Origin of the sequence: Nonomuraea sp. NPDC059023 (genome assembly GCF_042740095.1) — a bacterium.
Classification (GTDB): Bacteria; Actinomycetota; Actinomycetes; order Streptosporangiales; family Streptosporangiaceae; genus Nonomuraea.
Genome location: NZ_JBHYIO010000004.1, coordinates 395,563 through 409,177, shown reverse-complemented (window position 1 = coordinate 409,177; position 13,615 = coordinate 395,563). Strand labels below are relative to the sequence as shown.

At 71.4% G+C, this 13,615-nt stretch carries 12 protein-coding genes; 6 read left to right on the top strand and 6 right to left on the bottom strand.

Annotation, left to right across the window (positions count from 1 at the left end; genetic code table 11):
* Nucleotides 1–161: 161 nt before the first annotated feature.
* Entirely contained in the window at nt 162–809 is a 648-nt protein-coding gene (locus ACFWYW_RS10065; RefSeq protein WP_184962111.1) for a response regulator transcription factor, read from the bottom strand.
* On the bottom strand, nt 800–2,035 hold the full coding sequence (locus tag ACFWYW_RS10060) for a sensor histidine kinase (protein ID WP_379639351.1): 1,236 nt from the start codon (nt 2,033–2,035) through the stop codon (nt 800–802). The genes ACFWYW_RS10065 and ACFWYW_RS10060 overlap by 10 nt, the downstream gene beginning before the upstream one ends.
* A 208-nt stretch (nt 2,036–2,243) precedes the next feature.
* Between ACFWYW_RS10060 and ACFWYW_RS10055 the strand changes: the two genes are divergently transcribed.
* Together ACFWYW_RS10055 and ACFWYW_RS10050 are read left to right on the top strand one after the other, a co-directional pair.
* On the top strand, nt 2,244–3,497 hold the full coding sequence (locus tag ACFWYW_RS10055; RefSeq protein WP_379625933.1) for an acyltransferase: 1,254 nt from the start codon (nt 2,244–2,246) through the stop codon (nt 3,495–3,497).
* A gap of 26 nt (nt 3,498–3,523) precedes the next feature.
* Complete coding sequence (locus ACFWYW_RS10050; RefSeq protein WP_379625935.1) at nt 3,524–4,009, top strand: GNAT family N-acetyltransferase; 486 nt, start codon at nt 3,524–3,526, stop codon at nt 4,007–4,009.
* Here ACFWYW_RS10050 and ACFWYW_RS10045 read toward each other — a convergent pair.
* Nucleotides 4,006–4,977, bottom strand: a complete 972-nt coding sequence (locus ACFWYW_RS10045) for a DUF4344 domain-containing metallopeptidase (RefSeq protein ID WP_379625937.1) — start codon at nt 4,975–4,977, stop codon at nt 4,006–4,008. The genes ACFWYW_RS10050 and ACFWYW_RS10045 overlap by 4 nt on opposite strands.
* An 85-nt stretch (nt 4,978–5,062) precedes the next feature.
* Here ACFWYW_RS10045 and ACFWYW_RS10040 point away from each other — a divergent pair, with 85 nt between their 5' ends.
* Nucleotides 5,063–7,561, top strand: a complete 2,499-nt coding sequence (locus tag ACFWYW_RS10040; RefSeq protein WP_379625939.1) for a DEAD/DEAH box helicase — start codon at nt 5,063–5,065, stop codon at nt 7,559–7,561.
* A 534-nt stretch (nt 7,562–8,095) separates the two neighbouring features.
* Here the strand turns inward: ACFWYW_RS10040 and ACFWYW_RS10035 are convergent.
* The gene (locus tag ACFWYW_RS10035; RefSeq protein WP_379625941.1) at nt 8,096–8,665 is read right to left on the bottom strand and encodes a hypothetical protein; all 570 of its coding nucleotides are present in this window, start codon (nt 8,663–8,665) and stop codon (nt 8,096–8,098) included.
* A 17-nt stretch (nt 8,666–8,682) separates the two neighbouring features.
* Here ACFWYW_RS10035 and ACFWYW_RS10030 point away from each other — a divergent pair, with 17 nt between their 5' ends.
* On the top strand, nt 8,683–9,180 hold the full coding sequence (locus ACFWYW_RS10030) for a DUF2087 domain-containing protein (RefSeq protein WP_379625943.1): 498 nt from the start codon (nt 8,683–8,685) through the stop codon (nt 9,178–9,180).
* Here ACFWYW_RS10030 and ACFWYW_RS10025 read toward each other — a convergent pair.
* Nucleotides 9,177–10,283, bottom strand: coding sequence for a helix-turn-helix domain-containing protein (locus ACFWYW_RS10025; RefSeq protein WP_379625945.1), 1,107 nt, complete (start codon nt 10,281–10,283; stop codon nt 9,177–9,179). The two genes, ACFWYW_RS10030 and ACFWYW_RS10025, sit on opposite strands and share 4 nt — an antisense overlap.
* Before the next feature lie 56 nt (nt 10,284–10,339).
* Here ACFWYW_RS10025 and ACFWYW_RS10020 point away from each other — a divergent pair, with 56 nt between their 5' ends.
* On the top strand, nt 10,340–11,119 hold the full coding sequence (locus tag ACFWYW_RS10020; protein ID WP_379625947.1) for a phytanoyl-CoA dioxygenase family protein: 780 nt from the start codon (nt 10,340–10,342) through the stop codon (nt 11,117–11,119).
* 74 nt (nt 11,120–11,193) lie between these two features.
* Nucleotides 11,194–12,360, top strand: a complete 1,167-nt coding sequence (locus ACFWYW_RS10015) for an epoxide hydrolase family protein (RefSeq protein ID WP_379625949.1) — start codon at nt 11,194–11,196, stop codon at nt 12,358–12,360.
* Here ACFWYW_RS10015 and ACFWYW_RS10010 read toward each other — a convergent pair.
* On the bottom strand, nt 12,347–13,615 hold the full coding sequence (locus ACFWYW_RS10010; RefSeq protein ID WP_379625951.1) for a sulfate adenylyltransferase subunit 1: 1,269 nt from the start codon (nt 13,613–13,615) through the stop codon (nt 12,347–12,349). The genes ACFWYW_RS10015 and ACFWYW_RS10010 overlap by 14 nt on opposite strands.

Genomic DNA, 13,615 nt, shown 5'->3' with positions numbered 1-13,615 from the left:
GCGCTCGGCCCCCCGCCGCCCCTCCGCCCCCGGCACGCCCCGCCCCCCACCGGCCGGCGCCTCGCGCCCGCCTGGTGCGGGCGCGCAGAACCCCCTGTGCGCGTACGGCGGGCGGCCCGCACCCCCCGCCACCCCTCCACAGGCGAACCCCACGCCACGCGTCAGGACCGCAGATAGGCCAGGACGGCGAGAACCCGGCGATGCTGGTCACCGTCCTCGGCGTAGAGCCCGAGCTTGGCGAAGATGCTGCGGATGTGCTTCTCCACCGCGCCGTCGCTGATCACGAGCTGCCGCCCGATCGCCGGGTTCGACTTGCCCTCGGCCATCAGCCCGAGCACCTCCCGCTCGCGCGGGGTCAGTTGGGCGAGAGGGTCGTCCCTTCGCCTGCGCACCATCAACTGGGACACCACCTGCGGATCGAACACCGTGCCGCCCGCGGCGACCCGCCGCAGGCCCTCGAGGAACTCGTCCACGTCGACGACCCGGTCCTTGAGCAGGTAGCCCACCGCGCCCCTGGCGTCGGCGAGCAGGTCGTCGGCGTAGGAGACCTCCACGTACTGGGAGAGGATCAGCACCGGCGCCCCCGGCACCCGGCGCCGCGCCTCGACGGCGGCGCGCAGCCCCTCGTCGGTGAAGGACGGCGGCATCCGCACGTCCACCACCGACACGTCCGGCCGGTGCTCGGCGACGGCCTCGACGAGCGCGTCACCGTCGCCCACCGTCGCCACCACCTCGAAGCCGAACTCCTCCAGGAGCCTGACCAGGCCGGCCCTGATCAGCACCGCGTCATCGGCGACCACTACCCGCACGGAACCTCCGCCACGATCAATGTCGGCCCGCCGTCAGGTGACTGCACCGTCAGCTCGCCGTCCACGGCGCGCAGCCGGTCGGCCAGTCCGGCGAGACCGTGTCCCTTGGCGACGTGTGCGCCGCCGACACCATCATCGCCGATGATCAGCATGAGCGTGTCACCGGTCTTGACCAGCTGGATCGTGCAGCTCTGGGCCCGGCTGTGCTTGGCGACGTTCGTGAGCGTCTCCGCGCAGACGAAGTAGATCGCGTTCTCGACGGCGGCCTGGTAGCGCCCGACGATCTGCACGTCGAGGTCGACGGGGACCGTGCACCGTCCGGCCAGCGCGGCGAGCGCGGGCGCGAGGCCGCGGTCGGACAGGATGGGCGGGGCGATGCCGCGTGAGAGGGCGCGCAGCTCGTCGAGGGTCTCGCGGGTGGCGCTGATGGCCTCCTTGATGGTGACCTGGGCCGCCTCGGGGTCCTTCTGCATCTGCCGCTGCGCCCGCGACAGCTCCATCGCGAGCGAGACCAGGCGCTGCTGCGGCCCGTCGTGGATGTCGCGCTCCAGCTTGCGCAGCGCGTTCGCCTCGGCGGACACGGCGGCGGAGCGGGACTCCGACAGGTCCGAGATGCGCTCCTGCAGCTCGGCGACGCCGGTCAGCAGCACGCGCCCGAGCGCGGCGCGCAGCAGCGCGGCCCCCCGGGTGACGAACGGCAGCAGGACCACGCCGACCAGGCCCAGGCCGACGTGGAAGAGGACGTTGACCCCGTAACTGTCGCCGAACCCGAGCAGCTCGGGCAGTTCCTTGCTGTCGGCGATGCGCGAGGTGAAGATCCCGTAGATCGGATAGGTCAGCCCCAGGATCGGCAGGGCCCAGAACACGACCGTGAGCACGAACGACGCGATCGCGACCGGGAAGTTCAGGATGCCGTGCAGCAGGTCGAGCCACGACTGCCCGGTCGTCAGCGGGTTGACCAGGCGGCGCAGGCGGCCCGCGCCCGGAGGGGCCGGCTTGTAGCGGGGCCGTACCGGCGGGCGGCCCAGCACGTCCGACAGCCAGCCGCGCTCGCCTTCAGCGAAGGCGCGGGCCAGCATCAGCGTGCCGGCCAGGATCGGCAGCCCGATCCACACCACCGCGGTGCCCACGCCCGCGGCGAGACCGGCCACCATCAGCACGAACGTGATGACGGCCGTCGGGAAGCCGACCAGGGTGTAGCGCGAGTCCAGGAGGACTCGTCTCATCAGGGAGCGCATGCCGTCAACGCTACGGCCCCGACCCCCCTGAGACGACCGGGTACGCCCGCCTTTGGGGGTAGGGCCAGCACTACCAAGCCTGGTGGTGGGATCTTGACCGGAAGAGGGCGGCGGGCGTCACTGTGCCACGGCCGCCCGGCCGGAAGCCTTGGTTCATCACGTTTTCCAGCGAAAGATCCACTGAATCGAGGCCCCCATGACCGTCCTGCTCGACCACCCACCCAGGCGGGTCGTCCAGGCGCCCGCACGCCGCGACACCTTCATCGACCTGCTGCGGGTCTTCGGCATGGCGCTCGTGGTGCTGCAGCACTGGACGATCCCGGTGCTCAGCTACGACGGCGGCCGGCTCACCACCGGCAACGCGCTGGCCACCCCGGGGGTCTGGGTGGTCACGTGGATCAGCCAGGTGATGCCGCTGGTGTTCTTCGCCGGCGGGGCGGCCAACGCCATCAGCTTCGGGCGCGCCCACGCCGGCGCGCCGCAGTGGCTCAACGTACGGCTGCGCCGCCTGGCCTGGCCGCTGCTGCCGCTGGCGGCGGTGTGGATTCCGCTGCCGCAGATGCTGGCCGCGATGGGGGTGCCCGCCCAGCCGCTGGAGACAGGGGCGCGGCTGACCGGGCAGCTCCTGTGGTTCCTGGCCGTGTACCTGATCGCGGTCACGCTCACGCCGCTCATGATGAGGGCGCACGAGCGGTTCGGCTGGCGGGTCGTGGCGGTCCTGGCCGCGGGGGCGGTCGTGAGCGACGTGGTCCGGTTCTCCTCGGGGGTGGAGTCGCTCGGCTACGCCAACGTCGTGTTCGTCTGGATGGCCGTGCACCAGCTCGGCTTCTTCTACGCCGAGGGACGGCTGCGCAGGCCGGCGCTGATGGCGGCCGCCGGGTTCGGGGCGGCGGCGCTGCTGGTGGCCTTCGGCCCGTACCCGGGCAGCATGATCGGGATGCCGGGCGCCGCGGTGTCGAACATGGCGCCTCCTACGCTCGCCATGCTGGCCGTCGCGTTCGGGCAGATCGGGCTGGCGATGCTGGTGCGGCCGTGGCTGGTGCGGCTGCGTACCGGGAAGGTGCTGGCCTGGGCGGGGCCGCGGATCATGACCGTGTACCTGTGGCACATGCCGGCGTTGTTCGCGGTGACCGGGGTGGTCGTGGTGGTGCTGGGCATCGGCACTCCGGCTCCTGGCAGCCTCGGCTGGCTGGCGGGGTGGCCGATCTGGTTCGGGCTGCTGACGCTGGTGATGTGGCCGCTGGTGCGGTGCTTCGCCCGCTTCGAGGAGCCGCCGGCGCTGCCGTACGGCAAGCCGTCGTGGTCCACCTCGGGCCCGGCCGCGGCGCTGATCGGCGCCGGGCTCGTCCTGCTCATGGTGTACGGCTTCGCCCCCGGCATCGCGCCGGTCCTGGGCACGCTGGCGACCCTCGGCGGCCTGCTCCTCACCGGGCCGCGTGCCAGGTTGTGAGGCGTTCTCGGGCACAATCGGGCGGCATGAGCGTCATCCGCCCGGTGACCGAGGCCGATCTGCCCGCCGTCGCCGACATCTACGCCCACTACGTGCTCAACACCGTGGCCACCTTCGAGGAGAACCCGCCGGAACCCGGCTTCTGGCGGGCGAAGGCGGCCTCGGGCCTGCCGTTCCTGGTGGCGGAGGCGGACGGCGCGGTCGGCGGGTTCGCCTACGCGGGGCAGTACCGGCCCAAGCCCGCCTACCGGCACAGCCTGGAGGACACCGTCTACCTCGCGCCCGGCTTCACCGGCAGGGGGCTGGGCAGGGCGCTGCTGGAGGCGCTGGTCGCGGCCTGCAGGGACAGCGGGGCACGCCAGATCATCGCGGTGATCGCCGACGGCGGCGACCCGGCCTCGGCGAAGCTGCACCGGGCCCTGGGCTTCCGGGAGGCGGGGCGGCTGCGGGCGGTCGGCTTCAAGCACGGGCGCTGGCTGGACACCGTGCTGATGCAGCTCGACCTGAGCTAGCCGGGCGTACCCGACGGGGACGGGCTGGGGCTCGGGCTGGGGGTGGGGGATATGTCGGGCAGGTCGGTGCGCATGTGCGGGGCCAGGAGGGTGGCCCAGGCCTTGGCCATCTTGGCGTACTCCTCCTCACAGCGCACCGCCCGCGTGACCGGCAGCGCGCCGTCGGCGATCAGCGGCAGGAAGGCGTTGTGGTTGGAGCCGTACAGGTAGCACATCATGTTGTAGTAGCGCTGCACGCTCAGCGAGTGCTCGTCGGCGAAGACGGTCTTGTCGAGCGGCTGTGAGACCTCCTGCTGTGACATCCGGCCCCACGCCTGGATGGTGCTGATGATCTCGGAGTAGTCCCGCTGGTCCTCGGCCGAGCCGATGAGCACGAGGGCGGAGAGCTGGTCGACGGCGTCCTCCTCCTTGCCGGTGGAGGGCAGGTCGTACAGGTCGATAAGGGCGTGGCCGAGCTCGTGGTAGTAGATGCCGCTCATCGCGCCCACGACGCTCTCGTCGACGTCCTGCGGGTCGGGCGTCGCGCTCTGGCCGGATTCGGGCGCGGCGAAGAGGCTCTGCAGGTACGCCACCATCTCGTAGCACATGGTGATCGTCCGGTCCTCCGGGCTGTAGAAGGCGTTGACGGTGTCGCACTGCTCGGCCTTCACGGGGATGTCGCGCGGCGGGATGAACGCGTCGGAGGCCGACTCGGCCCACTCCTGGAGCAGGTGGTGGTCGCGCATCAGCTTCTCGGCCGGCCTCAGGTCCTTGTCCTCGGGCGCCATGTAGGAGGGGACGAACGCGGGGGTGCCCGGGCCGGCGGAGGGACTGGCCGAAGCGCTGGGCGACGGGCTGGGAGATGGGCTGGGGTTCGCCTGTCCCCCCGCCGCGGGCGGCTCGGCGGACGGCGAGGGCTGCGGTTTGGTCGTACCGCAGGCGCTCAACGCCACTACCAGGACACCGGCCACCAGATGCGATCGACTCATAACACTATGTAATCATCCGCTCCTAACCGCGACGGATCCGGGCGGGGGTGTTCGAGCAGGTCCGGGAATTCGGCAGGATAGGGGGGTGAGCCTCCTCGTAGACCGCCTGCCGGAAGAGATCGACGCCGAGCCCGATGAGATCTTCGACGCGTTCGTCGGCTGGAACGCCGACCGCGGGCTCACGCTCTACCCCGCCCAGGAGGAGGCGCTGATCGAGGTCGTCTCGGGCAGCAACGTGATCCTCGCCACCCCGACCGGCTCCGGCAAGTCACTGGTCGCCGCGGGCGCGCACTTCGCCGCCCTCACCAGGGACATCCGCACGTTCTACACCGCGCCGATCAAGGCGCTGGTCTCGGAGAAGTTCTTCGACCTGTGCGAGGTCTTCGGCGTCGAGAACGTCGGCATGATGACCGGCGACGCCAGCGTCAACCCCGGCGCCCCGATCATCTGCTGCACCGCCGAGATCCTCGCCAACCTCGCGCTGCGCGACGGCGCCGCGGCCGACGTCGGCCAGGTCGTCATGGACGAGTTCCACTTCTACGCCGAGCCCGACCGGGGCTGGGCCTGGCAGGTGCCGCTGCTGGAGCTGCCCAACGTCCAGTTCATCCTGATGTCGGCGACGCTCGGCGACGTGTCGATGTTCGAGCGCGACCTGACCCGCCGCACCGGCAAGCCGACCTCGGTCGTCAAGCACGCCGAACGCCCCGTCCCGCTGATCTACTCCTACCGGATGACGCCGCTGCACGAGACGCTGGAGGAGATGCTCTCCACCGGCCAGGCGCCGGTCTACGTGGTGCACTTCACGCAGGCCTCGGCGATGGAACGGGCCCAGTCCCTCATGTCCATCAACATGGCGACGAAGGCGGAGAAGGAAGCCATCGCCGCCATGATCGGGGGCTTCCGCTTCACGACCCGCTTCGGGCGCGCCCTCTCGCGGCTGGTACGGCACGGCATCGGCGTCCACCACGCCGGCATGCTGCCCAAGTACCGGCGCCTGGTCGAGCGCCTGGCCCAGGCCGGTCTGCTGAAGGTCATCTGCGGCACCGACACCCTCGGCGTCGGCGTCAACGTGCCGATCCGCACCGTGCTGTTCACCGCCCTGTCCAAGTACGACGGCAACAAGGTGCGCAGGCTGCGCGCCCGCGAGTTCCACCAGATCGCCGGCCGCGCAGGACGGGCCGGGTTCGACACCATCGGCTACGTCGCCTGCCAGGCCCCCGAGCACGACATCGAGAACGCCAAGGCGCTGGCAAAGATCGGCGACGACCCGAAGCGGCGGCGCGGCTACGCCCGCAAGAAGCCGCCGGAGGGCTTCGTCGGCTGGAGCGAGGAGACGTTCGAGAAGCTCCAGACCGCCGAGCCCGAGCCGCTCAACTCCCGCTTCAAGGTCAGCAACGCGATGCTGCTCGCGGTCATCAACCGCCCCGGCGACTGCTTCGCCGCCATGAAGCACCTGCTCACCGACAACCACGAGGACCGCAAGTGGCAGCGCCGGCACATCAGCCAGGCCATCGCCATCTACCGCTCCCTTCTGGCCGGCGGCATCGTCGAGCAGCTCAAGGACCCCGACGAGCAGGGCCGCCGCGCCCGCCTGACGATCGAGCTGCAGGAGGACTTCGCCCTCAACCAGGCGCTGTCCACCTTCGCCCTGGCCGCCTTCGAACTCCTCGGCCAGGACTCCCCCAGCTACGCCCTCGACATGGTCTCCATCGTCGAGTCCATCCTCGACGACCCGCGCCAGATCCTCGCGGCCCAGCTGAAGAAGGCCCGCGGCGAGGCCGTCGCGCAGATGAAGGCCGACGGCATGGAGTACGAGGAGCGCATGGACGCCCTCACCGAGGTCATGTACCCGATGCCGCTGGAGACGCTGCTCCTCGGCGCCTACGAGACCTACCGGCGCGGCCACCCGTGGGTGGGCGACTACACCGTCAGCCCCAAGTCGGTCGTGCGTGACATGTACGAGCGGGCGATGACGTTCGCCGAGTACATCCAGGTCTACGAGCTGGCCCGCTCCGAGGGCACCGTCCTGCGCTACCTGGCCGACGCCTACCGGACCCTGTCGCGTACCGTGCCCGAGCACCTGAAGACCGAGGACCTCGTCGACCTCATCGAGTGGCTGGGCGAGCTCGTGCGCCAGGTCGACTCCTCGCTGATCGACGAGTGGGAGAAGCTGGCCAACCCGGCCGAGGCGCTGGAGGCGCAGAACCAGCTGGAGACCAAGGTCCGTCCCGTCACCGCCAACGTGCGCGCGTTCCGGGTGCTGGTGCGCAACGCGATGTTCCGCCTGGTGGAGCTGTGCGCGCTGGAGAAGGAGGAGGAGCTGGCCGAGCTGGCTCCCGACGTCGACTGGCCCGCCGCGCTTGACGCGTACTACGACGACCACGAGGAGATCCTCACCGGCGCCGACGCCCGGGGGCCCGCGTTGCTGCGGATCGAGGAGGAGAGCGGGCTGTGGAAGGTCCGCCAGACGGTGAAGGACCCGGCGGGGGACGGCGACTGGGGCATCGACGCCCAGGTGGACCTGACCGCCTCCGACGAGGAGGGCCGGGCCGTCCTGCACGTCCAGGGCCTGAACCGCCTCTGACCACCCCACCACGCCTGCGGCCCGCCAGCCCCGGCACCACGACGGGCACACACCCCACCCACCCCACGGCCCGTCGCGCCCGCCCTCACCGGAGGCGCGGTACGCCGCGCAGCGCAGCACCCCGCCCGGCTCTACCGTGGCGCGGGGCAAGCGTGGAGATCGCCCGTGACGCACTGCGGCGCCCCACTCCGCTCTACAGAGGGCGCAGGGCTGGCGCGGGGTCACCGGTGGTGCAGTGCGGTGTGCTCCGCTTCCCTCGGCAGGGCCCGTGGAGGCGGCGCTTGGATCGCCGGAGATGCGGTGAGCACCGAGGAGGCGGCGCTGTTCCGGGGGAGCGCACGACCCGAGCGGGAGCCCTGAGATCTGGTGAGGGCTTTGGCCGGGTGCGTGGTGGACGGGGTGGCCGCTGCGGGGGGATGGTTAAGCCGTGCGCCGGGACGGACTGGCAAGGGCGCCCCGGCACACGCCTCTTCCTCTAGTGTCCGGTCACGAGGTTCGCCGTCGTGTCATGACAATGTCTCAAGATCGAGACATTCAGCACGAGGCGATCCGGCAGACCTTGGCCAGCATGCGCTTGGCGTCCTGGGTCTGCCGGGTGAAGTCGGCCGTGGCGGGTTTGCCCCACTCCCCTGCCTGCGTGTACACGATGAGCGCGTTGGCCCGGCGGACCACGATCGCGCGCTCGCCGCCGACCGCGGGCTTGCCCTTGTAGTAGCTCTGGCCGGTGATCGCGAGGGCGGCGTCGCCGAGCTTCACCGCGCGGGCGGCGAACCGGTAGCCCTTCGTGCCGCAGGAGGCGGCCGCGCTCTTGATGCCCGCCAGGGCGGCGCCGGCGGACGCGGCGTTGGTGTAGAGGATCACCTGTTCCGATTTGGAGTAGTCGGGGACGGCCGTGTAGATGATCGTCTTCGCGGAGGTACGGCCGGCCTGGCCGAGGGCGGCGCGGTCGCAGGGGTTCACGACGGATTTGGCGGTCTTCTTCGTGCTGACCGCCCAGCTGGTCTCGGGGTTCTTGTCCTTCTTCGCGGCGTCCTTCTCGTACAGCAGGAAGCCCTGGGGGATCGCTCCGGCGATGACGGAGGCGACGAGGATCGTCTTCAGCATGGTTCAAAATAGGGGGAATGAGCGACGACGACGTCAAGCGGGTTCTCGGGTTGCTGGCTCAGGACGACACCCTGCGGGCCTTCTCGGCGCTGGTGCTGGACACCGGTGCCGCCGGGCTTTCCCCGAAGGTGCTGGAGAGGTTGCGGGCGGGCGGGCTGGCCGTACCGGATGAGGAGGGGCGGTGGCGGGCGCGGCCGGAGCGCTTCCGTGAGCTGCTGAAGGCGCTGGCCGAGCCCTCGCCGCGGCTGAGCGAGGAGGAGCGGGTGCTGCAGACGTTCCTGGTGGAGGGGCGGCTGCAGACGATGCCGATGAAGCACGAGAAGCGGCTGGTGGTGCTGCGGTACATCGTGCGGGTGTTCGAGCCGGGTGTGCGGTACGCGGAGAAGGACGTGAACGTGGCGTTGCGGGCTTTTCACGATGACTACGCGGCTTTGCGGCGGTATCTGGTCGACGCGGATCTGTTGTCGCGGGAGGGCAACGTGTACTGGCGCAGTGGCGGGCCGGTCGAGCTCTAGGCGTTCAGGCGGTGGCGGTAGGCGCGGGGTGGCAGGCCGTACTCCTGGGCGAAGGTGCGGCTGAAGTGGAAGGGGCTGACGAAGCCGCAGGCCGCCGCCACCTGGCCGATGTCCAGGTCGGTGGCTTCCAGGAGCTGGGCGGCGTGGGCCAGCCTGGCGGCCCGTACCGTACGCATGGGGGTGCGGCCGGTGCGCTCGGCGAACACGTGGGCGAAGCGGGAGGGCGACAGCGCCACGGCCGCCGCCAGCGACGTGACGGTGTGCGGGGCGCCTGGTTCCGCGGCGATCAGCTCCAGCGCCCGCGCCACCCTCCGATCCACACCCGCCCCGCTCAACCCACCCGCTCCCGCCCCACGCACCCCACTCAGTCCTGCCCCACGCACCCCGCCCGGTCCCGCCCCGCTCAACCCACCCGCACCAGACGCGCTCACGCCCCGTGGGCTCGGGCCGTTCTCGCCGTCGTCTGGGTCCGGTCCGAAGGTGTCCGGGGCGGCCGTCGCCAGGAGGAGGATCTCTTCCACCGCGCCCAGCACGAGCTCGCGGGCCCGCTCCGCCATGGCCGCCACCGGGCGGGACGTCTCCCCCGGCTCCGGCGGCACACCCCGGCCGCTCCAGCGGGCATAGGCGTGCGCCCGCAGGAACGCCTGCTCGATCCGGCCGGACAACGACGGAGACTCAGCCGACGGCGGTCCCAGTCTGCCGGGGGTGACACTGCCGGGCGGAAGGTTGACGCCAGGCCCAAGGGTGGTGTCCGGGGCGGGGTGGGTGGTTGCGGTGAGGTGGGGGGCGGGGGCGAGGTGGCAGCCGGGTGAGAGGGCGTAGGGGCGTAGCCAGGTCACCCAGGACGGTCTCGGCTGGAAGTGCGCCCACCAGAACCGCCAGCGCTCCCCCGCCGTCCGGTAGTGGTGCGCCGCCCGTGAGGCCAGCACCACGAGGTCGCCCGCGCCCGCCGTGAGCGCCGCCCCGCCCTGCTCGACCAGCCCCGCCCCCTCCTGCGTCCACATCAGCAGCCAGCTCGGCGAACCCGACGGGCGCCGCGTGGCGTAGCCGGGCCCCTTGTCGTAGTGGCCCACGATGACGAGCTCGGCAGCAGGAACAGACATGTCGTCGGCGCTCACCGGCATACCCTCCCACAGCCCGCCTTCTTAGGCTCGAAGGCATGGACACCAAGGTTTTCCACGACCAGGGCTACATCGTCGTCCGCGGCATGCTGGCCCCGCACGAGGCGGATCTGCTGCGGGAGGAGTTCACGCGCCTGCACGCCGCGGGCCCCGTTCCTGGTCATTTCTCGCCGAAGCCACAGGAACCCGGCCTGCCGTACGACGGGTTGCGGGCCTATCCGCGCATCATGCAGCCGCACCAGATCAACGACGTCGCGCTGCGCTACCTCCTGGACGCCAGGATCGCCGCCGTCCTGCGGGAGCTACTTGAGGAGGAGCCGATAGCAGCCCAGAGCATGTTCTACTTCAAGCCGCCCGGGGCCCGCGGGCAGGCGTTGCATCAGGACAACTTCTATCTGCGCGTCGAGCCGGGCACCTGCGTGGCTGCCTGGATCGCCGTGGACCGGGTCGACCGGGCCAACGGCGGCCTGGAAGTCGTGCCCGGTACGCACAAGATGGACCTGTTCTGCCCCGAGGACGCGGACCCGTCCCTCTCCTTTACCCGCGAGTACGTCCCGCCGCCGCCCGGCCTGGAGCGCGCGCCCGTCGACATGGAGCCGGGCGACGTGCTGTTCTTCAACGGCAGCCTCGTGCACGGCTCCGGCCCGAACGCCACGGCCGACCGCTTCCGCCGCAGCCTCATCTTCCATTACGCGGGCCGTTCGGCCGAGCGCATCGCCGCCTACTACCCGACGCTCACGATGGCGGGCGCGCCCCACCCGCTCCCGGCCGCCGAGGGCGGCGGGCCGTGCGGCACGGAGGCATCGGGACCGCACTAGGCGTGCCGTCTGGCGAGCGGTGCCCGGTCTGTGCAGTATGAAGGGGTCACCGTGCCGGAGGAGGACAGGCCAGCGTGAGCGCCGACGTGCGGCCGTTCCTCGCCGAGGTCCCCGAGGCCGATCTGACCGACCTGAGGGTACGGCTGCGCCGTACCCGCTGGCCCGAGGCCGAGACCGTGACCGACCGGTCGCAGGGCGTCCCGCTGGCCTACCTGCGCGACCTGTGCGCCTACTGGGAGCACGAGCACGACTGGCGGCGGGCGGAGGCGCGGCTCAACGCGGTGCCGCAGTTCCGTACGGAGGTGGACGGGCTGGGCATCCACTTCCTGCACGCCCGCTCGCCGTACCCGGGGGCGCTGCCGCTGGTGATGACGCACGGCTGGCCCGGCTCGGTACTGGAGTTCCTGAAGGTCATCGGCCCGCTGACCGACCCGGTCGCGTACGGCGGGCAGCCCGGGGACGCCTTCCACGTGGTCTGCCCGTCCTTGCCCGGCTACGGCTTCAGCGACCGCCCGTCCAAACCGGGCTGGGGCATCGAGCGCATCGCCCAGGCGTGGGCGGAGCTGATGGCCCGCCTGGGCTACCACCGTTACGGCGCGCAGGGCCACGACTGGGGCACCAGCGTCACCGCCCTGCTCGGCCGGTACGACCCGGCCCACGTGGCCGGCATCCACCTCGTGCCCCCGCTCGCCCCGCCGGACCCGGACACCTTCGGCGACCTGACGGCGGCCGAGCGCGCGTCGCTGGAGGCGATGGAGCACGCCAGGCGGTGGGAGGACGGTTACTCGGCCGAGCAGTCCACCCGCCCGCAGACGCTCGGCTACGGCCTGACCGACTCCCCCGCCGCGCTGTGCGCGTGGATCGCGGAGAAGTTCTGGGCGTGGTCCGACCATGACGGCGACCTGGAGAGCGTGATCAGCCGCGACGAGCTGCTGGACAACGTCACGCTCTACTGGCTGACCGGCACCGCGGCCTCCTCGGCGCGCCTGTACTGGGAGAGCATCCGGCAGGTTCAGAGGTGGTTCAGCGAGCCGGGCGCGGACGTCGTGACGGCACCCGCGGGCTGCACGGTCTTCCCGAAGGAGATGCCGCGCCCCTCGCGGCGCTGGGCGGCGCGCCGCTTCACCGACATCCGCTACTGGAGCGAGCCGCCCAGGGGCGGCCACTTCGCCGCGATGGAGCGGCCGGAGCTGTTCGTCGGCGAGGTGCGCTCGTTCTTCCGGCTGGTCAGGGACCGATGACCAGGCCCGCTCCGGCGGTGGCGTTGGTGGCCTCGTCGATGAGGATGAACGCGCCGGTCACCCGGTTGCGGTCGTAGCCGTCGAGGAACAGGGGGCGGGTGACGCGCAGGCGGACCCGGCCGATCTCGTTGAGCCGCAGCGACCCGGCCAGTTCGTCGCGGTGCAGGGTGTTGACGTCGAGGCGGTAGCGCACGTCTTCGACCACGGCGCGGGCGGTGGCGCTCGTGTGCTTGACCAGCAGCCGCGTGCCGGGCGCGAGGGGACGGTCGGCGGCCATCCAGCAGACCATCGCCTGAAGGTCCTGGACGGGTGCCGGGCGGTTGTTCGGCCGGCAGATCATGTCGCCGCGGGAGACGTCGATCTCGTCGCCCAGCAGCAACGTGACCGACATCGGCGGGCGCGCCTCGGCCACCGGGCCGCGGGGGCCGGTGATGCCGGTGATCGTGGTGGTCAGCCCCGAGGGCAGGTGGAGGACCTCGTCGCCGGGCCTGAGCACGCCGCTGGCCACCTGGCCCGCGTAGCCGCGGAAGTCGTGGTGTTCCGCGGTGTGCGGGCGGATCACGCACTGGACGGGGAAGCGCACGTCGATGAGGTTGCGGTCGGAGGCGACGTGCACGTGCTCCAGGTGGCGCAGCAGCGAAGGACCGTCGTACCAGGGCATGTTCGGGCCGGACTCGACCACGTTGTCGCCGTGCAGGGCGCTGACCGGAACGAAGGCCAGGTCGCCGATGTCGAGCTTGGCGGCGAACGCGGTGAACTCCGCGCGGATCTCCTCGAAGCGCCGCTCGGAGTGGCCGACCAGGTCCATCTTGTTGACCGCGACCACCAGGTGCGGCACCCGCAGCAACGTGGCCAGGAACGCGTGCCGGCGCGACTGCTCCAGCACGCCCTTGCGCGCGTCGACGAGGATGACGGCCAGGTCGGCGGTGGAGGCGCCGGTGACCATGTTGCGCGTGTACTGGATGTGGCCCGGGGTGTCGGCGACGATGAACGAGCGGCGGGGCGTGGCGAAGTAGCGGTAGGCCACGTCGATCGTGATGCCCTGCTCGCGCTCGGCCCGCAGGCCGTCGGTCAGCAGCGCCAGGTTCGCGTGCTCCTCGCCGCGCCGGGCGCTGGTGCGCTCGACGGCTTCGAGCTGGTCTTCGAAGATCGCCTTGGAGTCGTACAGGAGGCGGCCGATCAGGGTGGACTTGCCGTCGTCCACCGAGCCCGCCGTGGCCAGGCGCAGGACGTCGGTGCTCTCGGTGGGATGCAT